At 44.1% G+C, this 25299-nt stretch carries 26 protein-coding genes; 10 read left to right on the forward strand and 16 right to left on the reverse strand.

Annotation, left to right across the window (positions count from 1 at the left end; genetic code table 11):
• Positions 1–5: 5 nt before the first annotated feature.
• From Q8J82_RS12295 to Q8J82_RS12305, 3 genes are read left to right on the forward strand one after another with little or no spacing between them, the layout of a single operon-like run.
• Complete coding sequence (locus Q8J82_RS12295) at positions 6–779, forward strand: uroporphyrinogen-III synthase (RefSeq protein ID WP_304892173.1); 774 nt, start codon at positions 6–8, stop codon at positions 777–779.
• Positions 772–1812 carry a uroporphyrinogen-III C-methyltransferase gene (locus Q8J82_RS12300; protein ID WP_305328410.1) on the forward strand — a complete coding sequence of 347 codons (1041 nt, stop codon included), beginning with the start codon at positions 772–774 and terminating at the stop codon, positions 1810–1812. Before Q8J82_RS12295 ends, Q8J82_RS12300 begins: the two co-directional genes overlap by 8 nt.
• Positions 1813–1826: 14 nt before the next feature.
• Entirely contained in the window at positions 1827–2249 is a 423-nt protein-coding gene (locus Q8J82_RS12305) for a heme biosynthesis HemY N-terminal domain-containing protein (protein WP_305328411.1), read from the forward strand.
• A 101-nt stretch (positions 2250–2350) separates the two neighbouring features.
• Here Q8J82_RS12305 and Q8J82_RS12310 read toward each other — a convergent pair whose 3' ends face one another.
• The 8 genes from Q8J82_RS12310 to Q8J82_RS12345 all read right to left on the reverse strand — a co-directional run bounded on the left by Q8J82_RS12310 (position 2351) and on the right by Q8J82_RS12345 (position 9404).
• The gene (locus tag Q8J82_RS12310; protein ID WP_304892170.1) at positions 2351–3328 is read right to left on the reverse strand and encodes a vWA domain-containing protein; all 978 of its coding nucleotides are present in this window, start codon (positions 3326–3328) and stop codon (positions 2351–2353) included.
• Positions 3325–3906 (reverse strand): tetratricopeptide repeat protein, encoded by a 582-nt coding sequence (locus Q8J82_RS12315; protein ID WP_304892169.1) that lies wholly within the window; start codon positions 3904–3906, stop codon positions 3325–3327. The genes Q8J82_RS12310 and Q8J82_RS12315 overlap by 4 nt, the downstream gene beginning before the upstream one ends.
• An 11-nt stretch (positions 3907–3917) precedes the next feature.
• Complete coding sequence (locus tag Q8J82_RS12320; RefSeq protein WP_305328412.1) at positions 3918–4883, reverse strand: vWA domain-containing protein; 966 nt, start codon at positions 4881–4883, stop codon at positions 3918–3920.
• Entirely contained in the window at positions 4883–5824 is a 942-nt protein-coding gene (locus Q8J82_RS12325; protein WP_305328413.1) for a hypothetical protein, read from the reverse strand. The genes Q8J82_RS12320 and Q8J82_RS12325 overlap by 1 nt, the downstream gene beginning before the upstream one ends.
• Positions 5825–5826: 2 nt before the next feature.
• On the reverse strand, positions 5827–6714 hold the full coding sequence (locus Q8J82_RS12330; protein ID WP_304892166.1) for a DUF58 domain-containing protein: 888 nt from the start codon (positions 6712–6714) through the stop codon (positions 5827–5829).
• Positions 6715–6718: 4 nt separating this feature from the next.
• A complete protein-coding gene (locus tag Q8J82_RS12335) occupies positions 6719–7768 on the reverse strand; it encodes a MoxR family ATPase (RefSeq protein WP_305328414.1) in 1050 nt (349 codons plus the stop codon).
• A gap of 224 nt (positions 7769–7992) precedes the next feature.
• Positions 7993–8961, reverse strand: coding sequence for a vWA domain-containing protein (locus tag Q8J82_RS12340; RefSeq protein ID WP_305328415.1), 969 nt, complete (start codon positions 8959–8961; stop codon positions 7993–7995).
• An 8-nt stretch (positions 8962–8969) separates the two neighbouring features.
• Positions 8970–9404: a hypothetical protein gene (locus Q8J82_RS12345; RefSeq protein WP_305328416.1), complete on the reverse strand. Its 435-nt coding sequence runs from the start codon at positions 9402–9404 to the stop codon at positions 8970–8972.
• A gap of 168 nt (positions 9405–9572) precedes the next feature.
• Here Q8J82_RS12345 and Q8J82_RS12350 point away from each other — a divergent pair, with 168 nt between their 5' ends.
• The 3 genes from Q8J82_RS12350 (at position 9573) to Q8J82_RS12360 (ending at position 12437) form a co-directional block, all read left to right on the forward strand.
• A complete protein-coding gene (locus Q8J82_RS12350; RefSeq protein WP_305328417.1) occupies positions 9573–10316 on the forward strand; it encodes a hypothetical protein in 744 nt (247 codons plus the stop codon).
• A gap of 9 nt (positions 10317–10325) precedes the next feature.
• Positions 10326–10880 (forward strand): TetR/AcrR family transcriptional regulator, encoded by a 555-nt coding sequence (locus Q8J82_RS12355; RefSeq protein ID WP_304891684.1) that lies wholly within the window; start codon positions 10326–10328, stop codon positions 10878–10880.
• 90 nt (positions 10881–10970) lie between these two features.
• Complete coding sequence (locus Q8J82_RS12360) at positions 10971–12437, forward strand: PLP-dependent aminotransferase family protein (protein ID WP_305328418.1); 1467 nt, start codon at positions 10971–10973, stop codon at positions 12435–12437.
• 45 nt (positions 12438–12482) lie between these two features.
• Here the strand turns inward: Q8J82_RS12360 and Q8J82_RS12365 are convergent, their stop codons facing one another.
• From Q8J82_RS12365 to Q8J82_RS12390, 6 genes are all read right to left on the reverse strand, one after another.
• The gene (locus Q8J82_RS12365; RefSeq protein ID WP_305328419.1) at positions 12483–15083 is read right to left on the reverse strand and encodes a cation-translocating P-type ATPase; all 2601 of its coding nucleotides are present in this window, start codon (positions 15081–15083) and stop codon (positions 12483–12485) included.
• Positions 15084–15166: 83 nt separating this feature from the next.
• Positions 15167–16501 carry an ATP-binding protein gene (locus tag Q8J82_RS12370; protein ID WP_305328420.1) on the reverse strand — a complete coding sequence of 445 codons (1335 nt, stop codon included), beginning with the start codon at positions 16499–16501 and terminating at the stop codon, positions 15167–15169.
• Positions 16498–17184 (reverse strand): response regulator transcription factor, encoded by a 687-nt coding sequence (locus Q8J82_RS12375; protein WP_305328421.1) that lies wholly within the window; start codon positions 17182–17184, stop codon positions 16498–16500. The genes Q8J82_RS12370 and Q8J82_RS12375 overlap by 4 nt, the downstream gene beginning before the upstream one ends.
• A 154-nt stretch (positions 17185–17338) precedes the next feature.
• The gene (locus Q8J82_RS12380; protein WP_305328422.1) at positions 17339–17854 is read right to left on the reverse strand and encodes a diheme cytochrome c; all 516 of its coding nucleotides are present in this window, start codon (positions 17852–17854) and stop codon (positions 17339–17341) included.
• 190 nt (positions 17855–18044) lie between these two features.
• Positions 18045–18452: a DUF1924 domain-containing protein gene (locus tag Q8J82_RS12385; RefSeq protein ID WP_305328423.1), complete on the reverse strand. Its 408-nt coding sequence runs from the start codon at positions 18450–18452 to the stop codon at positions 18045–18047.
• A complete protein-coding gene (locus Q8J82_RS12390) occupies positions 18445–19107 on the reverse strand; it encodes a cytochrome b/b6 domain-containing protein (RefSeq protein ID WP_305328424.1) in 663 nt (220 codons plus the stop codon). The genes Q8J82_RS12385 and Q8J82_RS12390 overlap by 8 nt, the downstream gene beginning before the upstream one ends.
• 433 nt (positions 19108–19540) lie before the next feature.
• Here Q8J82_RS12390 and Q8J82_RS12395 point away from each other — a divergent pair, with 433 nt between their 5' ends.
• Positions 19541–20368: a Crp/Fnr family transcriptional regulator gene (locus Q8J82_RS12395; protein ID WP_304909109.1), complete on the forward strand. Its 828-nt coding sequence runs from the start codon at positions 19541–19543 to the stop codon at positions 20366–20368.
• A gap of 111 nt (positions 20369–20479) precedes the next feature.
• Positions 20480–20794, forward strand: a complete 315-nt coding sequence (locus Q8J82_RS12400; protein ID WP_304909108.1) for a hypothetical protein — start codon at positions 20480–20482, stop codon at positions 20792–20794.
• A gap of 177 nt (positions 20795–20971) precedes the next feature.
• On the opposite strand, the gene Q8J82_RS12405 is transcribed toward Q8J82_RS12400, so the two are convergent.
• Both Q8J82_RS12405 and Q8J82_RS12410 read right to left on the reverse strand, forming a co-directional pair.
• On the reverse strand, positions 20972–22009 hold the full coding sequence (locus Q8J82_RS12405; RefSeq protein ID WP_305252561.1) for a CDP-6-deoxy-delta-3,4-glucoseen reductase: 1038 nt from the start codon (positions 22007–22009) through the stop codon (positions 20972–20974).
• A 171-nt stretch (positions 22010–22180) separates the two neighbouring features.
• Complete coding sequence (locus Q8J82_RS12410) at positions 22181–22576, reverse strand: FxsA family protein (RefSeq protein ID WP_304907943.1); 396 nt, start codon at positions 22574–22576, stop codon at positions 22181–22183.
• A 186-nt stretch (positions 22577–22762) separates the two neighbouring features.
• Here Q8J82_RS12410 and dsbD point away from each other — a divergent pair, with 186 nt between their 5' ends.
• Both dsbD and Q8J82_RS12420 read left to right on the forward strand, forming a co-directional pair.
• Positions 22763–24658 (forward strand): protein-disulfide reductase DsbD, encoded by a 1896-nt coding sequence (gene dsbD / locus Q8J82_RS12415; RefSeq protein ID WP_305328425.1) that lies wholly within the window; start codon positions 22763–22765, stop codon positions 24656–24658.
• Positions 24652–25206: a TlpA disulfide reductase family protein gene (locus Q8J82_RS12420; RefSeq protein WP_305328426.1), complete on the forward strand. Its 555-nt coding sequence runs from the start codon at positions 24652–24654 to the stop codon at positions 25204–25206. Before dsbD ends, Q8J82_RS12420 begins: the two co-directional genes overlap by 7 nt.
• Positions 25207–25299: the final 93 nt, after the last annotated feature.

Below are 25299 nucleotides of genomic sequence, written 5' to 3' on the forward strand. Positions count from 1 at the left end.
ACTTCATGGCTGATGACTTGTTAAATGGGCTGCACGTCGCGGTCACCCGTCCTGTAGATCAGGCGACTAGTATATGTGAAGCGATTCACCATCATGGCGGAAAGGCCACTTTATTTCCGCTATTAGCCATTTCACCTCTGCAGGATTATAGTGAATTTGAGCAAACGATTGCTTCACTTGAAACGGCTGATTGGGCAATATTTATAAGCACAAACGCCGTGGATAACGCCCTACCCAGAATAATCAAGAAATTCGGCAATGTGCCCAGAAACCTTAAGTTTGCTGCAATTGGCCATCAAACCGCCAGAGAACTTGCGCTTTATGGTATTCACGACATACTCACACCGCACACACGTTTCGATAGTGAAACGCTACTTGCTTTAGGCGAAATGCATGATGTTGCCAACGAAACGGTCGTTATTTTTCGCGGAGTTGGTGGACGTGACGTAATGGCGGATACACTGAAATCACGCGGTGCAAACGTGATTTTTGCAGAATGTTATCGCCGAATCAACCCGCAAACTGATGCACAATCACTCAATAACCTTTGGCATCAAGATCAGCTGGACGCTGTGATAGTCACCAGTAGCGAGGCTATGCGTAATTTGCTGGACATGGCCGGAGAATCTGAATGGCTTCGACACGTCACACTATGTGTCAATCACGCTAGAATCGCTGAATTACCGCTACAATTTGGCTTTAAAGTCCTGGTGACTGATGCGCCTGGCGATGACGCGATGATAAAATGCTTATCACAAGTGGTAAATAAACATGGCTGAAGAAATTAAAATGGAAATCTCAGACAGACGTAAGCCTTCACTATTCTCCAACACTGCACTGATACTAGTTGTGATAGCGTTATTTACACTCGCCTGGCAATGGGTAAGCACACGCCAGAGATTTAACGAAGTTGAAAAATCACTCAGCCAAAAACTTGAAACCTATCAGGCACTCAACCAACAAAGCCTAGCACTCGCAAAACAGGCTGAGGAGCGAAGTACGCTAGCCAATGCACGCACAGTACTTTTAGAGCAAAAATTAGGGGAATCCCGCGATCAGCAAGAGGTGTTACAAACGCTATACGATCAGCTGGCAGAAAATCGCGAAGCTACCGCAGTGGCTGAAGTTGAGCAGCTTTTAACCATCGCCAACCAGCAATTGCAACTTGTAGGCAATGTAAAATCTGCATTATTAGCATTGCAGGCTGCGGATAAGCGCCTGGAACCACTCAATTTACCAAGAGCAAATCAATTACGGGAGACGCTCGCGCTTGAAATTAAAAACTTGCGTACTTTACCGCAAGTGGATGTGGTGAGCATGAGCGCCCAACTGGAAAGTTTAGCCAATTTATGTGCTAGCCTGCCTTTGATTAGTGAGCGCCAACCAACCCTGAATGCTAAAGCCGCACTACAAAGCTCATCTAAAACCGCTCACTTAAACGCCTTGCAAAAAGTAGCCTATCCGATTTGGGATGACATAAAAAACCTGGTAACAATAGAACGCATCGACAAACCAGAACCACCGCTACTCTCTGCCGACCACGCATTTTATTTGCGCGAAAACTTAAAGCTAAGATTACTCACCACCAGGATTGCCTTACTACAGCATGATGAAGCAAGCTACAAAGCCGACTTAGCCACTATTACTGCATGGATCAATCAGTATTTTGATGCTAAACACCCTAACGCCATTCAGGCGTTCAGTATACTTAAAAAACTTTCCGGCAATAACATTAGCATTGAATTGCCGCAGCTCACAGAAAGCATTTCTGCGGTTAATCGTTACAAATTGAGCCTTGAACAAAGCGACTAGGATTTGTTATAAACATGATAAAACGTAAACTGTTCTGGTGGTTACTCATGCTTTTACTACTGGTAAGCGTGGTATGGCTGGCAAGTAATAATCAAGGTTACGTGCTTATTGTGCGCCCGCCATACAGATGGCAATTCTCGTTCAATTTCCTGCTCATTTTAATTGTCTTAAGTTTTTTACTTTTGCACTACTTTTTAAGATTTGTGCATTTTTTAAGATTCTTACCAGCCAATAGGCGCAGCAAACAAGAAGCTCAACGCTTAAAAGCCAGCAATGACGCATTACTAGAAGGCATGCATGCGCTGGCAGAAGGTGACTTTGAAAGTGCCGAGGTAGCCGTTAAACATGCGCATGATTTAATTCAAAATGCTGACCATGAAAAACTATTAGCCGCGCTTGCCTTAGAAAAAAATAAACAGGGATTTTTATTTAAATAGCGCTACTACTAAACCTAACTTCCGATAGTGTGCAAGATATTTGGAACATACACCGATAAAAAATAAAGGGTTACATTTTTTATGCAACCCTGTTAGCCAACTTAGGAATCTGTGTGCTTAAATAAGCGCTTATCAAAGCGATTTGATAGCACATCAGGCAAGTAAGTAGCTAATACCATCAATATGGCTAGTGCTAAATAAATCCAGCGTACTGAATATTCAGTCACAAACTTCGCCGCTGGTGCTTGTGATTGCACAAAGTTGTAAAAATCTGGTTTATCTAAGCCTTCTACATATTGTCCTTTAATTTCTTCCGTCATTGCCATTAGGTGCTCTACATCTTGTTTTGACAAATAACGGTCAAATTCCGCATAAGCCACGGGTGGGTCTGGGTCGTCTAAGCTGGCATCGTTATACATAATACCGCCGCCTGCGCTTTCTGCCGCCGCATCTGTGCCCCAGTAGCCGACAAATTTATTGTTGGCATTAAAACGTTTGATGGGTGAAGGTTCATGACCGCCTACGCCGACAAATATTACATTTTTGCCGATGCGCACATTGCTAATATCTAACTTGTTAATACCGTTGGCTTTGGGGGATTCATCGCCATCGGTAAAAAATAGCATTTGTGCGGGGATATTTAAATAATCAAATGTTTCCTCAGCCGCCTTAACGCCAAAAGTCATGCGGCTGTTGCCGCTCCACGCCATACGCCATTCCAGGTGATCAATTGAGTCGTTAATGATGTCAAAATTTTTGCACACTTCTAGTGGCATAAATAGCAGTGCTACATTTTCTGCCGCAAAGATACCCACGCTTACATACGTGCCGCAGGGCGAGGTTTTCACTACTTCTCGCATCAAATGTTGCGTGTAAACCAGCCTGCTCACGGGCAGATTGTTCAACTTCATGTCTTCTGCATTCATGCTTTGCGAAACATCGGCCACCAGCAGGTAGTTATGCACTTCTTGCTTGAGCTGAATTTGTGGCTTGAGTAAAGCGAGCAATAAAAACAGTGATGCTAAAACCAGCAATACCGTTTCGTAATTGTCTTTAAACAGATTGATTACTTTTTTCATGGCAAACCTTGCGGCAAATTGCTAATTTCCATGCCTGATGGGTCTTGCGGCACGGTTTTAATATTGCCTGGAATCACGCCCAGCAATAAACTTAAGTTAAATTTTGCCGCACGTGAAGTGGGGTCTAGCTTCAAAGCTTGCTCGTAGGCAGATTTGGCTTGTAAGTAATCAAACTTGGCTTGTTCTTGAATCTCGCCTTCTGCCGTGACTAAACGTTGCAAGCCTGAGCGAAATAAATTGTTGCCGATGTTGTAGTTAATATTTGATTTAAGTGCTTGGCTGACTTCAAAAGTTTGTTCGCCTTGTTTTTTGGAGGCTTCCAATACTTGGCCAAAACCTTGTACGGCATGTTTAAAATTGCCGGTTTTACCTTGCTGGTAAGCATCGGAAAACTTCTTATGAAATGGATAGTTTTCGTCGTTAATAACTTCGCCCGCGAGCAATGCATGATTCACCTTGCTGATTTTATTGGTTTGGTAAGCTTCATAAGCCGTGCCAACCAACCCCACCAGCAATGCTAAAATGAGCAGCTGATTTTTGCGGAGACTATTTTTCTGAGAACCAGCATGTTTTTTCATTCGTGCGCCTTTCAATCATGAATCTTTAAATTTTTAATCGTCAAAATCAATAAACCCAATATTAAGGTGATAATGATAAACACCCTTGAGTAATCATAGCCTGCGATAGTTTCGGTGTATTTAATTGTCTTTTTCTCGCGCGAGTCAATGTCACGAATGGCAGACTGCAATGACTCAGCATCTTCAGCTTCATAAGCGTTATATTTCAGCCCTAGGCTCTGAAAATACTTATGTAAAACGATGGAGTTAGGCACGCGATCTTCTTCATAGACCTCTTTAGTGAATATGCTAGGCTCACCTGGCTCGCGTAACATAATCCAATAAATGCTGAGTTTTCGCTCTTTTAAACGTTGGCTTAATAAAAATTTTACCCTTGGGCTGAGTTTGCCTGCACCATCAGATAGCAAAATAATTGCGCGTGAACCTGAATTTTCAATTTTATCAAATAGCCCTAAGCCTTCGGTAAGACCTGCGCCGATATTGGTTTGGTTTAGCGAGGGGCTGGTAGCGGCCACAATCGCCGAGTGAATCGCATCACGGTTAGTGGTGATTTTTACGCCATATAAAGCAGAGTTAGTAAAGCCCACTACGCCCATCATGTCGTTTGGGCGAGAATCAATAAACTGCGTAATAATGCGTCGCGCGGCAACAGATTTAATCTCCGCCACATTGCCCGAGTTATCGCCCGTAAAAGGGTGATCCATACTCACACTGCGGTCTATCACCATCACGGTTTGCGCGCCCTTGCCTGTACGTTGCACTTTTTCATCGTGCCCACGTGGGTTTGCTAAGGCAATCACAATACATGCCAGCAGCAAAGCGGTCACCACTTTAATCGCTAAATTGAGCCTGTTTGAGAGCTTGTCTTCAGGCATCATCTCCAGCCAAGTATAGACTTTGCCTTGATGACCTTTAAGCCAAAATGGTAGTAGCGCGAGGGGTAATAGCAATAATGCCCAAGGAGTTAAAAAAGCCATTAAACGCCCCGCTCACAATCGCGTAGTTGCTTGCTCAATTGCGCCAAATCAGCAATGATTTTTTGGCTGTTACGCGGCTCTACTGCGTATAAAGATTGATTAGATGCATCAAAAAATGCTGCAATTTCAGTTTTCATTTTTTTGAAACTTGGGCGCAGGCTAACAAAATTTTCAATATCACGCGCAAACATATTGGCACCATAGTGTTGGTTAAACGCTTGATGCACATAAACCAAGGCTTGTTTTTCTTCAACTGCCGTTTTAGCGGCAGTTGATTTGGCTATACGTTTTAATTGTCGATGCGCTTTGGCAAACGCGCCGCCCATAAAGGGTAGCCAATTACCATCTGCATTCATATAGAGCAAACCCAGCAAGCTGGCGATTAACATACTCAAAAACACCCAAAGCCGAGTTTTGTGCGCACGAATATCTACCAAAGGCGGCATAGCATCTAGCTGAATATTTTTTTGTGCTGTTTCAATACCACCTGTGACGATGGGTGAAAGCCAAAAACCCCAAGCAGGCACTTCTAGCGCCTCAGCCTTTGCACCACCGGTGAGTGCTAATTTTTCAGCAGGCAACTGCATCACGGTGGGCTTACTGGGATTAGTAAATGGTTGATAGCTTAAATTGACAATGTATAGCGTGTGCGCTTTTTGTTGGTCTGTGATTACATTCACATCCACCAACTCAACGCCATTGCTTTTGCTGCCTTTTTTTGGAAAAGCACCTTCTGCAATTTTGTAAGGCACTGGTACTTCCAGCACGATTTTACGGCTTAATTTATCGCCAATTTGCACGCCGTAGGTATTGACAGGGTTAGTAAGCGACAGTACTTTTGCGGCTGTAATATTTTCTTCTGCCGCATGTAATGTGAAACTGGTTAACAATAAGCCTGCTAGCAACAACGTGGCACATAATTTTGAAATTGGTTTTATCATTTTTATTGGCTCATATTATGTTCAAAATAATGCGTGATGGTTTCTGGCTTGTAGTCGGCGTGCATAAATAACGCAGGCGAATCAAACTTGAGAAATAAAGCCTCTAGTGCGTGCCTGCGTTCATTAAACGCGGTGATAAATTTTGCTCTGACTTCATACCTAAAAAACAGTGTTTTATTCAAGCCAGTTTCGGGGTCTATCATCGTGCCAAAGCCAAATTTCGGCAGTTTTTTATATTCTTCGTCATCCCACAAAACCACAGGAATCACTTGATGTGCCGACATGGCGGTGAGCGTTTGCTCAATCACGCTCAGCGGCATATGGAAGTCTGAAATCCAAAACACTAGCCCTCTGCTTTGCCCAAGAAAATTGGGGACATCTGTCACCCCTTCAGCACCCACCCGCATTTTGTGGTAATCATGCAGTTGCGCAATGGCTTCTTTGGATTGATGCAGGTTGCGGCTTAAAGGCAGTGTAAAATCTTCAAGCACATGGTTGTTGTAGCCAATAAAGCTAAACACATCGCCTGCTTGATAAGCAGAATTGGCCACCGCCGTGGCAATTTCAATGGCTTTATCCAGCTTGCGTTGCTTGCCTTTAAACTGCATAGAGCTCGATAAATCGCACACCGCATAAATTGGCGTAGTGCTTTCTTGGTTAAACTGCCGCACCTGCACTTGCTCAAAGGGGTCGCGCAGGGTTTGGCGAATATCCATGCGCCTTGCGTCAGGGTAATCGACCAAATTGACATTGCCGCGATAGTCTAAGCCCAGCCCGCGTTGCGTGCCACGATGACTGCCTAATTGCAAACTCGCCGACTTCCAAGAAACAATGTACTCAAAAGGTTTGGCATAAGCGGCATCCGCCGCGTTGCGTATGGCTAAGCTCATGAAATTAAGCGGCTTTGCTAAACGTAGTGCTAGGCACAGCCACGGTACTCATAATATTGGCTGTCAATTCACGCGCAAGCGCGGTTCTGCGATTTTCATACATGCTGTTGAATACCAAACGATGCGAAATCACCTCATGGAATACCGCATGAATATCTTCAGGGTACATGCTATCGCGATTATTCAACCATGCGTTTACACGCGCCGCTTTCATTAGCATACCCATACCGCGCGGGCTTGCGCCCGTTTGAATAACACGTGTCACATCTACACTTTCCATTTTTACACCAAATTTTTCTGGGTGTTGTGTGGCATCCCATAAATCTAGCGCGTACTCTTCTAATACATCGCTCGATTTAATATAGTTTTGCAATTGCTCTGAAAATGCATTGAGCTTGTCAAACTGTAAAATATCGCTTTCCACTTGCTGTGTTAGTTTTTCGGCATTTTGAAACTTAGTGTTAAATACCAGTGATTTTTTCAAGTCACGATCGGTTGGAATCTCAATCGGAATTTCCATCATAAAACGGTCGCGCGCCGCAGAGGGAATTTCAAACGTTTCATTTTTTTCAACCTGGTTACGGTCAGCAAATACAATCATGTGTGGCAGACGGTATTCTTTTTTGAACGCGCTGACATGACGCTCTGCCATCACTCGCAACATTAAGGCGTGCACTTGTGGACGGGCACGGTTGATTTCATTAAAAAAGAATACAGATAAATTTTCACCCGCACGCAATAACGGACCTTCATCGATTTTCGGACGGCCGTCATCGCCTAAATAAGTGTGGTAAATCAAGTCATTCGGCATTAAGTCCACCGTACCCTCAATACGCTCGTAAGCCCCACCAATGCCGCGCGCAATGGCTTGCAACAGCGTGGTTTTGCCCACGCCCACGCCACCATCAAGCAACACATGGCCACGTGCAAAAATAGCTGTATTCATTAAGCGAACCGCTTTACTTTGCCCGACAATGACTTTATTCACTTCATCTTCAAGTTTTAATGCGTGCGCACGCACGTCGGTGAGTTGAGCGTCTAATGGTGGTGACATAAAGTTTCCTTTTTTAAGCTTACGTTTTAAAGCTACGATTTTTAAACCTGCGTTTGAGTCTTACTTTTCTAAGGAGTCTTGCATTTACAATGCAATGGCTCTACCCCTTGTTACAAAGCGTTACCGCAATGTAACAGAATGTTTGCTAGGCTCAATCATCCAGATTGGATAATTTTAGTGGTCCAGCAAACTTTTATTTTATAATAAAGTTTAATCATCCAGAATTAGGCTTTTTTATGCTTTAGGCGATATAACAAATCTGGCAAATAAGTGGCCAAAACTGCCAATGCTGCTAACACCAAATACAACCAGCGTAGCGAGTAGGCCGTGATAAATTTGGCCGCTGGTGCTTGTGATTGCACAAACTGATAAAACGCTGGTGCATCTAAGCCCTCTACGTATTGACCTTTAATATCAGTCGCCAAGCCTTTTAAGTAGCCAGCCTCTTGCTTTGATAAATAACGGTCAAATTCTGAATAAGCCACCACTGGATCTGGATCGTCTTTGCTGGCATCGGCATAATTAGCGCCCACGGCACCAGTGTCTGCCGCCGCATCTGTGCCCCAATAACCGACAAATTCATTATTCGCATTGAAACGTTTGATGGGGGATGGCTCATGACCGCCAACGCCCACAAAAATCACATTTTTACCAATGCGCACACCGCTCAGGTCTAGCTTGTTAATGCTATTGGCTTTTGGCGCTTCATCGCCATCTGTAAAAAAGAGCATTTGCGCGGGAATATTGAGATAGTCAAAGGTTGCCTCAGCCGCCTTAACACCGAATGTGATGCGGCTATTGCCACTCCACGACATGCGCCATTCTAGGTGGTCAATGGTGTCGTTAATGATGTCAAGATTTGCACAAACCTCAAGCGGCATAAACAATAACGCTACGTTTTCTGCCGAAAAAGCGCCCACACTGACATACGTACCACAGGGTGAAGTTTTCACCACTTCACGCATCAAATACTGTGTGTAAACAAGCCGACTCACAGGCAGATTATTCACCTTCATGTCTTCTGCATTCATACTTTGCGAAACATCGGCAATTAGCAGGTAGTTATGTACTTCTTGTTTGAGTTGTATTTCTGGCTTGATTAGAGCAAGCAATAAAAATACGGCGGCGCACAAATACAACACCGTCTCGTAGTTTTCTTGCAACTTAACCTTAAGTTTGGTTATGTGGTTCATTGGATAAATTATGATTTAAAGGTTGAACGAAACATAAGCACCGCACCTTTGCCAAACCCGTAACTTGTGGTGAGAAGACTGGCAAATAAATATATTTGAAAAATTTGTGGTGGCGGTACTTTGGGCGTATCTAATATTGGAAAGATAGCCATCAATAAAAACAGACTGGAATTAGTAAAAGCTCCTACCACCATCGCCCAGCGTACATGCCAGGGAAATGGTACCTTTGCGGCATAGTAACCAAAAATGAGCGCACTCATCAGCAGAAAATCAATATGCGCCTGAAGCAAGCGAGTGAATTTACCTGCAAAAATATCTTTAAGCGGCGCAACACCAAAATTTAAGCCAACCATACACCAAGCCAGCAATAATGCCATTAACATCCATAGACAAGCACCCTGAATCAGCACGACATTTCCTGCATGTTTATCATTTTGGTGCATTACTATTTCCCCCTTATTTTTGATATGCTTTGTTCAAAAATCTTTACAGTTGCATTTAGCGCAAGTTAGCGTTAATATGCAGACAGGTCTGTTCACTTATTTACAGTCTAATCCCAGTGAACATAATTTTGCAAGCGATTTAAAAATAATTTTTTAAAGGGGTTTATATTGAGCAACACTTTGAATATTAGCCACACTCATTGGCAATGGTTGCGCAATATCGCTCGCATCGGGGAAAAGCGTTCAAACGCCAGTCTATATGGGCTTTCTGACCACATTCACCAATGGAATATTGCGCGTATATCACGCAACCATTTGCATGGGTCAGCGCAAAACTTATCCATTGAAAACGTGCTAGATTTAAAAACTATTATTCAAAATAGCCTGAGCAAAGCAACAACTGCCCAAACGGAAGTGATTGCCGACCAATTGTTATTTTTAGCCATTGGTGCAATTCAAATAGAATCGCAAAATGGCTCAAATGAAGCTTGGCGATTAGTGAATCGTGCCATACAAAATATCGCGGCACCTAAAAAAGAAAAGCCCGCACTTATGCTTAGTTTCATGGCAATGCTACTTGCGACATGCACCTACATCGCGATGAATACACCCTCTAAAACGCACATCATCACACCTGCTTTACCGCTAGCAATGGAAGTTAATAACTCGCCAGACCCAGTCACCATCAGTATGTTGGAGTTGACTTACAACAAAATGAAAGCGGGTACTTGTCAGCTACCACAAGCCGCTATGTTGCCGCCTGCACAACGACATGCGTTTTTAATGTTTGTGAATGCAGGCACCATTGACGTGCATCATGTAGAAGATTTGAGGCAAGCCTTAGGCTATGTAAATTGCCTATACCCGCAAGAACTGATGCACCCTACACACACTTACGGGAATACGTTATAAGGAAACATCATGACCATGTATGAAAAAATACTCGCCGCCGCAACAGGTTTATTTGAATCCAGAGGCATTCAAGCCTCTGGCGTGGACACCATTATTGCAGAAGCAGGTGTGGCTAAAGCTACTCTTTACAAGCATTTTCCTAGTAAAAATGAACTGGTTATGGCGTATCTACGTGATAAATCCGACAAATTTTACGCATGGCTAAATGAGCGATTAAGCGCAAAAAAAGCCACTTCACTAGAGATTTTATTTGAGCTTTGCGATCTCGTAGAAATTTGGATTTCAACGCCCACATTCCACGGCCTACCGTTTCACATTGCCTCGATTGAGTTTCCTGATCCTGGGCACCCCATCAACCAGTATTCAGCCGTGTTAGCCATTGAGTTGCAAGGCTATTTATCAAAAATAGCCGCTGTTGCTGGCGCAAAAGACCCTGAAGCTTTGGGGCAACAGCTGACCATTTTGTTTGAAGGCGCAGCATTAGTAGAGCGACTAAGTCCAGGTTCTGGTGCGGCAAAGCGCGCTAAAAATGCTGCGGTCATGCTCATACGTGCTTGCGTTTAAAAACCTTCATATCAAAAATTTGTGGACTACCAGACTTTATCAGTTAAACTAATTCATATCATCCAGAAAGATTTGTGAAGGAGCTAGCTGATGTTGCGGTCTTGGAAGCTTAATATCGTGCTAAAAAGCACTTCTGGGCTGGCTGTGTATCTGCAAATTGCCCAGCAAGTCATTGATGATATTCAAAATGGCCGACTAGCCCCTGCTACCGCCATGCCTGGCACCAGAGAGTTGGCAGCGCATCTCGAAGTCAACAGAAAAACGGTGGTACTGGCTTATGAAGAGCTGATTGCACAAGGCTGGCTTATTACGCAAAACCGTAGAGGCACTTTTGTTTCTTCTAAACTACCAAGTTTTTCTATTTATCCGCTTGCAAATAAACTTACCAGTGTAGGTTCAAGCATCAAAATACCTTTAGTCGCTGATTATCAAACTCATCCAGCATCCACCCAATCGCAGGCTATCATAGACTTTAACGATGGCATTCCTGATACAAGATTGATTCCATTTGACATTCTTTCACGGGCCTTTCGACATGCTTTGTTAGCTCCTTCTAAAAGCAATAGGCTTGGTTATGGCGACCCTAAGGGCGTGTTAGCCTTACGCAATGCGATAGCCACCATGCTCAATATTGAGCGCGGTTTAAATGTGGATGCAGATCAAATTTGCATTGCACGCGGTAGCCAAATGGGGATATTTTTGGCGGCACGTGTGCTCACTAAACCAAACGACTACGTGATAGTAGAAAACCTAAGTTACCCGCCAGCGCGTGAAGCGTTTCGCTCGTGTGGTGCAAACATACTCACAGTTGGGTTAGATGATCATGGCATTGATGTCATCGCGCTTGAAAAACTGTGCCGGAAATATCCCATTCGCGCCATTTACGTCACGCCACACCACCAGTTCCCCACCACCGTTATGATGACCGCAGAACGCAGATTAAAACTGTTAATACTAGCCAAGCAATATGACTTTACCATTATTGAAGATGACTATGACCATGAGTTTCACTTTTCGCATCATCCTGTATTTCCGCTTGCCAGCACCAGCCATCATGGGCGCGTAGTGTACGTTGGCTCACTTTCTAAGGTGCTAGCTCCGGGACTGCGGGTCGGCTACCTAGTGGCATCTAAAGAGTTCATTAACCAATGTGCATCTGAAGTCATGCTGATTGATCGACAAGGGAATTCTGTTACAGAACTGGCTGTCGCAGAGCTAATGGAATCGGGGGAAATTAAACGCCACATTCGCAGAACCTTAAAAGTTTACAATGAGCGTCGAAATATTTTAATGGATTTACTGCAAAACGAGTTAGGAGATTTTGTTAATTTTGATCCGCCAAATGGTGGCTTAGCTATTTGGCTGCGCTTGAATGACGGCATTGATATTAATAAGTTAGTTCAAAAAGCATTGCTTGAAAAAGTACGAATCCTTCCAGCTTCTTTATTTTCAGAATCTCTTCTCGACATTAATGCTATTAGGCTTGGTTTTGGTAGCCTTAACGCTACGGAACTTGCAGCGGGTATACAGCGGCTGAAGCGTGCCTTTAATGCATAAAAATTCAATACTAGATATGCTTTCCAATATCCATTTTATTTCAAGCTAAGCACTGGGCCGAAAAATCTTGTATAGCTCAAACCATATGACGCTACTCAATCCAACCAATACGCAAAACCCAAACTGCTGAATTGTGATTGGTGCAAAGTTAAATATTTCATGCAACAAAGGTGCCGTTAGGGCAAGTGAGAGAAAAGCTAACGCTCCGGCGATTACCCACCACAGTGCAGGATTGCGTATGTTTAAGGTACGTAAGACGGAATGTCGCCATGAACGATTGACTAATATTACGCCTAGGTTACCAGTCACTAAAGTGGTGAATGTCAGGGCTCGCGCAGCCTCCTCGGTAAAACCATTATGTAAGGCATAACCCATGACCATAAGCGACATCAGTAATAAAAATGCGCCTTGCAATAAGCTGATCATAAAAACATTTTGACCAAATAATGACTCTTTAGGTGGGCGAGGCGGGCGTTGCATAACGTTGGAGTCTGCAGGCTCTGCTTCAAAAGCAATAGAGCAGGCGGGGTTAATAATCATTTCTAAAAACACGATATGCACAGGCGCGAACATCGGTGGCCAGCCCAGTAGTAACGGTACGAGTGACAGGCCGATAATAGGAAAATGGACGGCAAATATATAGGCCATGCCCTTGCGTAGATTGTCAAAAATGCTTCGGCCTAAATGCACGGCATGCACGATAGACGCAAAGTCATCATCAAGCAATACCAGTGAGGAGGCTTCGCGTGCCACATCTGTGCCACGCCCGCCCATGGCAATACCAATATGTGCAGCTTTTAGCGCAGGGGCATCATTCACACCGTCGCCAGTCATTGCAACAATTTCACCATTCGCTTTTAGCGCATTCACCAAACGCAGCTTTTGTTCTGGCACCATACGCGCAAAGATATTACTGTGACGTATGCGTTCACGTAGCGTCAGTTCATCCATTTGGCTAAGTTCTGTACCGCTAATGATGCCGCCCTTACCAATATCAAGTCCAATTTCTGCGGCGATTGCAGCGGCAGTGGCCGGATAATCGCCCGTAATCATCACTACGCGTATACCTGCGGCATTACACTCTTTTAACGCAGGTGCAACATTAGGGCGTACCGGGTCGGCCAAACCAATCAGTCCAAGAAACTCGAAATCGAAATCATGCTGAATATCTGGCCACACACTGCCGGAATAGCTGGCTTTAGCCACGCCCAACACGCGCATTCCTTGTTCAGCAAGGTCATTGACCTGCTTAGATAATGTTTCCAGCTGTTGTTGATTAAGATGACATAGGTCGGCGATTGCCTCAGGCGCGCCTTTGGCCGCTACCACGTACTCGTCTCGGTCGAGCGCCTTCCAGACATGCGATAACGCGAGCAACTCCGGCGAGAGAGAATATTCATGGGCAAGCTTCCAGTCTCCATGCAGATGCTCGGTATTTGTCAGATATTTTTGACCTAACTCTTGGATGGCTTTTTCCATTGGGTCTAATGGAGCAGCATCAAAAGGAGAAGATTCGCTGGCAAGAATGCCGAATTCGAGTACTTCATGAAAAGTTTCAGGCAGTGAATCATACTCAGACTCACCCTTGAATTCATTGGACTTAGCTACTGTAAAAGTGAGATTGTTCGCTACCAGCTGTTGCACTGCCATACGATTAAAAGTGAGCGTACCAGTTTTATCCACGCACATAACAGTCGCTGAACCAAGCGCTTCTATCGTATACACTCGCCTTGTAAGTACCCGATGTTTAGAAATACGCCATGCGCCCATTGCCATAAATACTGTCAAAACCACTGGATACTCTTCAGGCAAAATAGACATAGCTAGCGTGATACTAGACAGTAAACCATTTAACCAATCACCGCGTGTAAGGCCATAAATGACAAGCAGTAACAAGCTGAGCAATGTGCCTAGAATGGCGAGGTTACGCACCAGCTTTCGAATCTCTTGTTGTAAAGGCGTAGTCTCTGTATCTAAATTCTGCAAGGCTTTGCCAATCTTGCCAATCTCAGTGCGTGCCCCAGTCGCCAACACATACGCCATGCCGCGGCCTTGTACTACTAAAGAGCCCGAATAGACGAACGGCAAGCCGTCACCGCCTGGGGGCCTTATGTCACTGTTGTCCATCATTTCAGATTCTGGTTGTGCAATCTTGCGTACTGCGACTGACTCGCCTGTGAGTAGCGATTCATCAGCGGCAAAATGGTGGCATGAAACCAACACAGCATCTGCCGGAACGCGATCACCTTCCGTGAGAATTAGCACATCGCCACGCACTACCTCACAACCAGCAATGCGTTGCTCTAGACCGTCGCGTATCACTAAAGCGCGCGGGCTGGTCAAATCACGTAAAGCCTCCAGCACCCGCTCAGTCTTGTTTTCTTGATAGATAGTGATGGCCATCACGACAAAAACGAAGCCCAGTAACATTAGCGCGTCGCCAACATCACCCAGCACCAAATAAATCGCACCAGCTGCCACTAAAAGCAAGAGCATCGGTTCACGCACTACTTCCAGCGCAATGCGAAGTAAATCCCGCTTTCCTGAGGCAGGAAGCTCATTTACACCTTCGGATTTAAGCCTTAACGTCGCTTCAGCCTGCGACAACCCACTTTGATTTTTTATATCCGCTAATATAGTTTTCATGCGTAAAGGTTTTCAAAGTCCACTGGTTCTAGCATATTGCAGGTTATTACATATTGAGAGGAAAACCAGCGGTAACCATCATCCTATTTGGATTTTGGCCATATCACACGAACCAGTAACCCAGGATCCTTGCCATTGTCGCCAAGTTCTAGCCGCGCACCATGCAGCTCTGCAATACGCTGCACAATCGACAAACCAAGCCCGCTTCCCTCTTCGCCGCTACCTGTGATTCGGTAAAAACGTTGTAATACATGCTCACGTTCAGATTCCGGAATACCTGCACCAGTGTCACGCACCTCCAGCGTTACGCCCTCAGTATCACCCACTTTAACTGAAACACAACCGCCTGCAGGTGTATAACGAATAGCGTTATCCAGCAAATTACGTAATAACAATCTCAGTTGAGCATCATCACCAAGCACTTGGCACGCTTGACCTTCTTCAAGCAGCATTTCAATCTGCTTTGCATGGGCTAAAGGTTCCACGTCCGCCATTACAGAGGCTGTCAAAGCGTGTATATCAAGCTGATTATAGTTTGCTACCGCAGTTTCTGGGTCAACTCTGGCTAAAGCAAGTAATTGCTCTACCAATCTTGTAGCGCGGTCTACCCCATGTAGTACGTTTTCCAAGGCAGCATTGCGCTCGGTTTCGTCTTTTGAGCGTAAGGCTACTTGTGCTTGAATCTTAAGTGCAGCAAGCGGAGTGCGCAACTCATGTGCGGCATCTGCTGTAAAACGTCGCTCACCTTCAAATGCATCCTCAAGACGCGCAAACAGGTCATTTAAAGCTTTGACTAAAGGTACGGCTTCCTCCGGCACGCCTGCCATAGCAACAGGCTCTAAGCGATTGGCCGTGCGCTGCTTTACCTCCTGTTTAAGCTGTTGCAATGGTCGTAAGCCAGCACCAACACCAAACCAAATGAGCAGCGCAAGCACTGGCAAAGCAATAAACGTAGGAAGCAACATTTTAAGCGTAATGTGACGAGCCAAACGCTCCCGCGCTGCCAGCGGCTCGGCAACCTGAATCATAAATTCATGCTGTGCGTCCCACCGGGTAAGCACTCGCCACGGCTCACCATTGATAATACTTTCACTATAACCTTCCGCGTCACTTCCCAATGTTGTGGTTGGTGCCGCCGTAGAACGCATCAGCAAATTGCCTTCACTCCAAATTTGAAAAGCTAGTTTTTGCTCATATTCATGGGTAATCGCAATTTCATCTTCGCCATGCTCTTCACGCTCGTGCAACTCATGACGTGTTGTTACCATCAGTACTTGGGCAGATTGTGCGAGTTGCGCATCAAATAACTCATCAATCTCGTGCCGCGATTCCATGTGCGTGAACCATGCGGCCACTAACCAAGCAATACCAAGGCCAATAGATAATAATAAAACCAGGCGTAAGCGTAACGATTTCATGACTTGGATAACGGCTTGGAATAGCCGTCTCTATCAATGACATAACCCACACCGCGTAGCGTACGTATCAGCTCGGTTCCCAGTTTTTTACGCAAATGGTGAATATGCACTTCAACAGAATTACTCTCAACCTCTTCGCCCCAGCCATAAAGATGCTGCTCCAGCCGCTCGCGAGACTGCACACGGCCGACATGCAACAAAAGCTCATGTAACAAGGTAAATTCACGCGCGGAAAGCTCAACCGTTTGACCATTTTTACTGACATGGTGGGTTGAGGGCGTAAGTTCTATGTCGCCATGCTGCAATGTGAGCGTCACTTGACCAGCACTGCGACGCAAAAGTGCATTCAAACGCGCAATCAGCTCATCCAAATCAAAAGGTTTAATCAGGTAATCATCCGCACCCGCATTCAAGCCTGCGACTCGATCTGCAACAGTATCACGCGCAGTGAGCACTAACACCGGAACTTTTGAATGGCTAGCACGCAACCATTTTAGCAGCTCAGTACCACTTAACTTGGGCAGGCCAAGATCCAGCACTATCAGCGAATATTCCTCAGTTTCTAGCGCCAGTTTCGCCGCTTGACCATCATGTGTCCAATCCACGGCGAACCCTGCTTGCTTTAATCCCGCTTTAACCCCGTCGCCCAGCAGGGCATCATCTTCAACCAATAGAACTCTCATCCTCTTACGTGCACCTCTAATAATTCTACTTTCGTCACTATACTTCGTTACTCATAAAAAATAACTCCTTATATATCAAATATATATCGCGTCCTTATTTTGCATTCGCGCCTCGTCTAGTTTAGAAACTAGAATTATTATAGCTACACGAATATTAGCGCGGAATCTTTATCTGCGACTCAGAAAAGTCACCTTTTTCTGCGCCCTTATGGCAAGCGACACAATTAGCGGCACTACCGATGCTTTTACGCTTGAATGTGGCAGATGACACTTCGTCATGCTTAGCTTTAAAATAACGCGTTTCGCTAATACGCAATGGCGTTGCGTTTGCAGGAATCGACTGAGTAATACGGTTAGAACGGCGGTTATCCTGTTTATCCGCGCTATTCAAGGCAAGAAAACGGGTAATCTCGTCTCGAGTAGCTGTATCAAGGCTGGCATTTTCGCCAAAATGTTTATCTAGCCCAGCCATCATTTTATTCCAAGATCTTTCCGGCAATAAGCCTGGATGGTAAAGCATGTGACAACTACCACATTCCGCCTTCCATTTAGCATTAGCGACAGCTGGCATCTGCTTGCCGCTATCTTCGCCCATTCCACCGCTAGCCAACAACGCACTTGCTGAAGTGATGCTGGTAATCAGTATTAAAAACTGCATCCATTTTTTCATGATATTTCTCCTTTATTCCGTTAGATTTAATCTAAAGAGACCTTTGCAAAAGTGTTTAGTGTGGATAAAGTACAAGGCGCACGGAACACAGAAACCGAGATAGTACGCGGTGTACAGCGAGGTTGCGAGTACCGCGCAACGCAGTAATTTGCCGCAATAAATACTATTGCAAAGGTCTCTAAAGCTGGAATTATTTAATACTCAATAAATACTGCATGTAATCGCCTTTTTCCTGCGATGTGCAGGTGCGTTCCAACACATCTTTACAGTTACGGCCAAACCACTTTTCAACCTTGGCGACGTCAGTGAAACGTTGTGGATTCACACTCGGCGCCATAGCCTCTATCACCTTATTGGCGCGCGTTTTGCCCTGATTGCGTGGATCAGACGTGTGACAAGTTGAACAGCTTACTTTTTTGCCATCACTATGCATGCGTTCCGCTCTAAAGAAGTTCGCACCACGGTCTGCTGAAAACCCTGCAAACGCGGCATTCTGTTGTTTTGCCTGAGCTTCATATTGCTTAAGCAACTCCTGTGGGGCGGCAGCGAAACCATTGATGCTGAACAGTAATCCAAATAAAACGAATGAATTACGCATGATTTTCTCCTTGGTTTTGATTATTGCTAATTGGCTGCTGGGTATTGTTTGGCTCAACTTCATACTGATAGCCAGTCACCATAGCCTGAGCAAGCGGCGTTTTGTCTTTGTGCTCATGCCAAATCAGCGCGGCTATATGAACCACAACAAAAGACATCAACAGGTAATAGATTAGCTCGTGCGGCTCTTCAAACACTTCTTTGAGCCAAGGCATATCTGCAAGCCAGGCATTGAATGGCCCCATGCTGTGTTCAATCGCGGCAAGTCCTAACCCGGTAATCGCCATTGTGATTAGCAATAAATAAACCAGTAAATAAGCGCCACTGGCCAGTGTGTTATGGCCGAAGCGGGGTTTAGCATTTAAGTTGAAATGTCGCACAGCATCCCACCACGCGGCTGGATGCCACATATCGGAAAATTTAGCGTGACTTGGCCCGACAATGCCCCATGCCAGTCGCGCAACAATACCAACAACAAGCGCATAACCAATATAGATATGCAATTGCCATAAGGTGTCTTCACCGACCCCTTTTTCAAAAAGGTCAGAGAGCCAGATAGTCGCCATGAGGAACAGAATGGCTAAACTATTCCAAAGGTGAATCAGACGAAGTGCAGGGTCATAAACTTTACGTCTACGGTATGTGAGAGTTTCCATTATTTGCTCCTTTTATCAGGATATGGAGCAAATAATAGGTTTAATTTCTTAACGTAGTCTTAACCGTTAAAAAATACTTTGTGCCAGACTGCCTCATGCGTTGCAGCTAAGTTAGTTGTTGCCTGCTTCATCGATGTTTCCATATTTCATACGAGCTACGCTGTCTGTCCAATACCTGCTTTTAATGTTTAGTAGTGTGAATAGCAAAACAATCTAAAGCTATAAAAATAACTTTCGCATATCAATCTTGATGCATATAAGGGTTCGCCCTTAAGTGCTTACACGCATTTTCAGATTAAAAATTATCATATAAATTGTTCATCATGGTCGTGCTTACTTGAGTTGAATACAGTTTTTTATTTTTAATAATTTGAGGTTTTTGATAACTTTTAGTAAAAATCAATTATTGTTGATAACTCTGGAATATAAGAATATGAATAACTCTCCCAGTCTAAAAGATAACCATCTGCTTGCTACTCTATCTGTAAGTGAACTTTTGCATTTTGCACATCATCTTGAAGTCGTCCATTTGCCTCTTGGGCAAGTTCTATACAGACCTGGATGCAAATTACATCACGCGTATTTTCCGACTAGTTCTGTCATCTCGTTGCTATATGACACGGAGAATGGATCTTCGTCAGAAATCGCTGGCATTGGAAATGAAGGTATGTTGGGTGTAACGCTCATCACGGGGGGTGAGACAATGCTTAATTATGCAGTCGTGCAAAGTGATGGGTATGCATTCAAGGTAGATGCCGCTGTGATTAGAAAAGAGTTTAACCGGAACGGGCAACTGCACCATCTATTATTGAAATATACACAGGCTTTTATCACACAGATCTCCCAGACCGCAGTTTGTAATCGGCACCATTCTTTAGATGAGCAACTTTGCCGCTGGCTCTTAATGACCCTTGACCGATTAAACGGTATCGAATTGACCGTCACCCAAGAGTTGATTGCCCATCTGTTGGGCGTAAGAAGAGAGGGCGTGACTGTAGCTTCAGGGAACTTGCAACGAGCTGGATTGATACATTACAGACGAGGTCACATTACTGTACAAAATCGAAAAGGATTGGAAGAAAGAGTGTGTGAATGTTACCAACTGGTTAAGACAGAATTTGAACGCTTAATTCCATATGAAACATTGGATCCTAAAGTCTCGCAAGCTCAATGCTATCCAGATAATGTCATTAGTCAACTATTGAACTACCACCACACAAACGAGGTGGTAAGCCATAAGAGAGCTGCCCATCATTTATAGATATGATTTTTTATTTAGCTTTATATTAATGTTGTTTGCAAATTGCTGGCACTAATGGGCGCGGGACTAGCGATTATTGATTTGATGCGCCAATCATTCAGGAGAATAGAAATGAATAAAATGTTAATTGTTGCATCACTTACGGCGGTTCTGCTTAACGCATGCGTAGTTACGCCAGCGGGTCGCGGCCCTAGAATGGTTGTAGCACCAGCACTGCCGATGATTGTGGAATTAGACGTTGAGCCATATTACTATCAACGCGGATATTACTATTACTACGACAACGATAACTGGCGCTACTCAAATTCAAGATCTGGTCCTTGGGCGAATCTCCCCAGGAGTCACTACCCTAAAGAAACCAGATTCAAAGGCCGCGATGGTGGACGGGGGCGAGACCACGATCATGAACACCGTGATGGAAGATAACCTGGACCGTACCGCTCATCACTGGAGCTAGGGAAACTCGCCGACGCTTGACGCCGTGGGGATACCATTATAGCAAGCGTAGCCAAACGAAATACGGCGCAAATAGCCTTAACGCCTCATCCCCGTATCCGCTGCGCTTCATACAGACTACGTTAGTTCTATGGACAATACTACGACTTATTTGCTAACCACCAGTTTTGCATAACTAAACGCATCTGAGAAAAATGCATCATCAGCCAGTCCTGCTTCTACAAAGCTGGCATGCGCAACTTCCACCATACCCGGTGCGCCGCAGCAATACACTTCATAATCAGCTAAACCCGTATTATTAACGCCTGCAAAATCATCTAATACGGCTTGATGCACAAATCCTGTGCGCCCCTGCCAGTTGTCCTCTGCAGATGCATCAGACAATACTGGAATAAATTTGATATGCGGGTGCACTTTTGCCCAAGCTTCAGGCAATGCTGGCATGTAAAGGTCCTGCAAGGTACGTGCACCCCAATATAAAGTAACATTACGCTGAATGTTATTATGCAGCATGTGTTCAATAATGCCCTTGATTGGCGCAAAGCCTGTGCCGCCAGCCACCATAATAATCGGCCTATCTGAATCTTCCCTTAAGAAAAAACTGCCGAATGGCGCTTCTATGCGCAAAACAGCCTTATCCGGCATTTCGTTAAATACATAGTTGGTAAACTGCCCGCCTGGAATCAGGCGCAAATGAAGCTCTAAAATATTATCTACATGCGGCGCATTGGCGAGCGAAAAAGCCCGACGTTTGCCATCTTTCAGTAAAAATTCAATATATTGCCCCGCCATAAACTTTAAATGCTCGGTGCTTGGGAGTTTTAAAAACAAGGCCATTACATCATGTGAAAGCTGCTCTTTACGCTCCACTCGCGCTGGCATAATACGTGGCGGTATAACGCCCGCCTTGATTTCACGGCACTCTATAGTGAGATCAGTGAGTGACCTGGAACAGCAGAACAAGGCTTTGCCAGCAGCTTTTTCAGTTTCCGATAGGGCACTTGCGGCGTAATCACCATAATCGACTTCGCCACTCAAAATAGTGCCTTTACAACTGCCACACGCACCATTACGGCATCCGTATGGAATATTAAAACCTGCGTTTATGGCTGACTCCAGCACTGTTTCATAGGCTTTAGAAGTATAGGTATGGCCGCTGGGTTGTATGGTGATTTGGTGGGTCATGCATTATTCTCAGGTAATTTTAATTGTAAAGATGCCTCTAAAAATGCAAGTTTCTAAGTAAAACCAGGCGCAAGCTAAAAATTTGAGCGCTGCATATATTTGATATGTGAGTGAAAATTTTTAGCTTGCAACGCCGTATTACGACGTAACTTGTGTTTTTAAAGGCATCTTTTAGTCTTCGCGACGAAACTCGCCCTCTATCACATCATCATTTGCGGCTTTTTGCGTATATTTAGGCGATTTTAATGCATCATTTTTTACCAGAATTAATAGCAAAACCACAGCTATTAAATCTGTTATCACGCCCGGTATAATCAGTAAAACTCCTGCAAAAATATTCCGCGCACTGCCAAACATCGCTTTCATCGGGTTTCCGCCCTGGCTTAGGCTTTGCATCATTCGGCCTGAAAATAATAACTTTTCATCGCGAATAAGTTGTAAGCCAAGCAAACCAACTGCGACCAAGTATAATAATACCCACCAGCCATATTGTTGAAACAAATTGATTAAAATCCATATTTCAGCAATAGGAAAAGCAAGTAAAGCTAGTGTAAGTATTAACCGCATGTGTATATTATCCTCAGTGTATTGCAATTGGTATTGAACGTATCATGACAATTTGTTATCTATAGTGATGGAGACGGCGCTAGTAAAATACAAGCGATTGTAATTACAATCACGTAAATTATTAAATTGTATCTTTAAAGTTGTAAGAATCCATGAAAATGCCTCAGTGGAAATTGGTGAAAAATAGTGAAAAATACATTTCTTAAAAATCTGGCTTGCAGCCTTTTTGCAGTGGTTACTTTTGGTTTTTTAACTCACGTCCACGCTGGCGAAGCCAAGCAAAGCACTATTGCTAACGCACTATTCGATAGCAGTGATAATGAGTATTTATCACCAGATGCAGCGTTCAAATTAGAATTAAGCGCCATAGACGCTCAAAATATTAAGGCCAACTTTACCGTAGCCCCTGGATATTACTTATATAGAGAGCGCATCAAATTAGTAGTTCAATCTCCTGCCTTAGTTAAAGTGTCTGAACTCACTTTGCCAGCAGGTGAAATTAAAGAGGACCCTAATTTTGGCAAACAAGAAGTGTATCACCATGATTTTAATGCCAACATTAAGCTTAACACTGCCAACAATAATCAGGTAGTCATTGATGCCAGCTACCAAGGCTGTAGCGAAAAAGGTTTGTGCTATGCGCCCATTAAGAAATCTTTTACTGTTGATTTAACCGCCATTAATAATCAAGAAAATGTTAATGCCGCCCCAGTAATAGCCAGCGATAATGATACTGACGCCACCATGCAAGTGTTGAAATCTGGTAATTTATGGTTAGTGATTGCAGGGTTTTTTGTAGCAGGCTTGCTGCTTTCACTCACACCTTGCGTGTTGCCAATGATACCGATTTTATCAAGCATTATTGTAGGTAGCCAAAGTAAGCAAGTCAGGCCTTCCAGATTACATGCATTTGGCTTATCGGTAGCCTATGTATTAGGCATGGCCTTAAGTTACACCCTGGCTGGCATTGCTGCTGGTCTATCTGGCGATTTAATCAGCCAGTCACTACAAAACGCCTGGGTGCTTGGCGCTACAGCCTTTATATTTATATTATTAGCGTTTTCTATGTTCGGATTTTATGAGCTAAAACTCCCGCAAAGTTTTGAAGACAAAATGCTGAACACCAGCAACAAGCTAAAAGGTGGGCAGTTTTTAGGTGTATTTGTGATGGGTGCTTTATCCGCATTGATTGTCAGCCCATGTGTAGCGGCACCACTTGCCGGTGCGCTTATTTATATAGGCCAGACACATAATGTATTATTGGGTGGCGTCGGCTTGTTTGCGCTCGCTATTGGCATGGGTATGCCTTTGTTGCTCATAGGCGCATCTGCAGGCAGCTTGTTGCCCAAAACGGGTAACTGGATGAATGCCGTGCGCAACTTCTTTGGCGTGTTAATGCTGGGCATGGCTATCTGGCTCATTTCTCCAATCATTCCAGCAAGCATTCAACTGGCGCTATGGGCTATTTTACTGATAGTCACTGCGGTTTATCACAATGCACTTGATAACCTGCCTGCGCATGCAAGTAACTATGCAAAATTATGGAAAGGTGTCGCTGTTATCGTTTTGATATTTGGCGTAGCTTTGCTCATTGGCGCACTTTCTGGCTCAAAATCAGCCTTACAACCTTTAAATAACTTTTCAATTGCTTCAGGAAATCAGTCTAAAAATACACCATCACTCGCCTTTACGCGTATTGCAAGCATTGCTGAACTAGAGAAAAAATTAGCCGAAACTAATGGCCAGCCTGTAATGCTGGACTTTTACGCAGACTGGTGTGTAGCATGCAAGGAACTTGAAGACTTGACGTTTAGCGACCCGAAAGTTCAGCAGCAACTGCGAAACACAATGCTGCTACAAGTAGATGTCACTGCCAATACTGATGAAGACAAAGCCCTGTTAAAACGCTTTGGCTTATACGGCCCTCCAGGCATTGCTTTTTTTAATGGTCATGGTCAGGAAATGACGACATTAAAAACCGTAGGTTTTCAAAATGCAGACCGCTTTAGCGCTACGCTATCTAAGCGCGATAGCTGCATCGTCGCACCAAAATCAAGCGAAGATTCGACCGTACAATGTTAAAAAAAATCCTTTTGAACATTGGCTATCTCGCCATCATGTTAAGCCTTGGTTTTGCCATTTACTATTATTTTTTAAGCCCGAATGCTGCACTTAAGAACCTGAAAACTGATTACAGCACACTTTCTACCCAAGAATTTTTTGCCGCAAAACTGCCCAATGAGCATGGTGTGAGCCAAAGTTTAAGTCAATATAAGGGTAAAATTATTGTGCTTAATTTTTGGGCTACCTGGTGTCCTCCTTGCCGCGAGGAAATGCCCGAACTTTCTGAGTTACATACAGAATATAAAAATAAAAATGTCGTGGTATTGGGTATGGCGATTGATGAGTTAAGTCTGGTCAAAGAGTTTTCAGATGCCACTCCCGTAAGCTACCCATTACTTGCAGATGAAAACGAAGGGATGGCGCTTGCCAGCCATCTAGGTAATGATAAAGGTGTGCTGCCATACACTGTTATCATCAATATAGATGGCACTGTGGCTAATGCTTATTTTGGCCGCATCAATAAACCGCTCTTAGCGTCCAGTCTAGATAAATTATTAGCGCATTAATTATGCATCATTTATAAAGATTCACTTAAGGCAACAATCAAACACTTAAATTAGCTAGTCTAAATTAGTTAAACTAAGCTAATTTCGTTCAAA

This window comes from Methylotenera sp., assembly GCF_030684185.1.
In the GTDB taxonomy this organism is placed as follows: Bacteria; Pseudomonadota; Gammaproteobacteria; order Burkholderiales; family Methylophilaceae; genus Methylotenera.

Bases quoted from the DNA above. Each gene is read 5' to 3' on its own strand.
- Q8J82_RS12295 (WP_304892173.1), top strand. From the start codon at position 6: ATGGCTGATGACTTGTTAAATGGGCTGCACGTCGCGGTCACCCGTCCT.
- Q8J82_RS12300 (WP_305328410.1), top strand. From the start codon at position 772: ATGGCTGAAGAAATTAAAATGGAAATCTCAGACAGACGTAAGCCTTCA.
- Q8J82_RS12305 (WP_305328411.1), top strand. From the start codon at position 1,827: ATGATAAAACGTAAACTGTTCTGGTGGTTACTCATGCTTTTACTACTG.
- Q8J82_RS12310 (WP_304892170.1), bottom strand. From the start codon at position 3,328: ATGAAAAAAGTAATCAATCTGTTTAAAGACAATTACGAAACGGTATTG.
- Q8J82_RS12315 (WP_304892169.1), bottom strand. From the start codon at position 3,906: ATGAAAAAACATGCTGGTTCTCAGAAAAATAGTCTCCGCAAAAATCAG.
- Q8J82_RS12320 (WP_305328412.1), bottom strand. From the start codon at position 4,883: ATGGCTTTTTTAACTCCTTGGGCATTATTGCTATTACCCCTCGCGCTA.
- Q8J82_RS12325 (WP_305328413.1), bottom strand. From the start codon at position 5,824: ATGATAAAACCAATTTCAAAATTATGTGCCACGTTGTTGCTAGCAGGC.
- Q8J82_RS12330 (WP_304892166.1), bottom strand. From the start codon at position 6,714: ATGAGCTTAGCCATACGCAACGCGGCGGATGCCGCTTATGCCAAACCT.
- Q8J82_RS12335 (WP_305328414.1), bottom strand. From the start codon at position 7,768: ATGTCACCACCATTAGACGCTCAACTCACCGACGTGCGTGCGCACGCA.
- Q8J82_RS12340 (WP_305328415.1), bottom strand. From the start codon at position 8,961: ATGAACCACATAACCAAACTTAAGGTTAAGTTGCAAGAAAACTACGAG.
- Q8J82_RS12345 (WP_305328416.1), bottom strand. From the start codon at position 9,404: ATGCACCAAAATGATAAACATGCAGGAAATGTCGTGCTGATTCAGGGT.
- Q8J82_RS12355 (WP_304891684.1), top strand. From the start codon at position 10,326: ATGACCATGTATGAAAAAATACTCGCCGCCGCAACAGGTTTATTTGAA.
- Q8J82_RS12360 (WP_305328418.1), top strand. From the start codon at position 10,971: ATGTTGCGGTCTTGGAAGCTTAATATCGTGCTAAAAAGCACTTCTGGG.
- Q8J82_RS12365 (WP_305328419.1), bottom strand. From the start codon at position 15,083: ATGAAAACTATATTAGCGGATATAAAAAATCAAAGTGGGTTGTCGCAG.
- Q8J82_RS12370 (WP_305328420.1), bottom strand. From the start codon at position 16,501: ATGAAATCGTTACGCTTACGCCTGGTTTTATTATTATCTATTGGCCTT.
- Q8J82_RS12375 (WP_305328421.1), bottom strand. From the start codon at position 17,184: ATGAGAGTTCTATTGGTTGAAGATGATGCCCTGCTGGGCGACGGGGTT.
- Q8J82_RS12380 (WP_305328422.1), bottom strand. From the start codon at position 17,854: ATGAAAAAATGGATGCAGTTTTTAATACTGATTACCAGCATCACTTCA.
- Q8J82_RS12385 (WP_305328423.1), bottom strand. From the start codon at position 18,452: ATGCGTAATTCATTCGTTTTATTTGGATTACTGTTCAGCATCAATGGT.
- Q8J82_RS12390 (WP_305328424.1), bottom strand. From the start codon at position 19,107: ATGGAAACTCTCACATACCGTAGACGTAAAGTTTATGACCCTGCACTT.
- Q8J82_RS12395 (WP_304909109.1), top strand. From the start codon at position 19,541: ATGAATAACTCTCCCAGTCTAAAAGATAACCATCTGCTTGCTACTCTA.
- Q8J82_RS12400 (WP_304909108.1), top strand. From the start codon at position 20,480: ATGAATAAAATGTTAATTGTTGCATCACTTACGGCGGTTCTGCTTAAC.
- Q8J82_RS12405 (WP_305252561.1), bottom strand. From the start codon at position 22,009: ATGACCCACCAAATCACCATACAACCCAGCGGCCATACCTATACTTCT.
- Q8J82_RS12410 (WP_304907943.1), bottom strand. From the start codon at position 22,576: ATGCGGTTAATACTTACACTAGCTTTACTTGCTTTTCCTATTGCTGAA.
- Q8J82_RS12420 (WP_305328426.1), top strand. From the start codon at position 24,652: ATGTTAAAAAAAATCCTTTTGAACATTGGCTATCTCGCCATCATGTTA.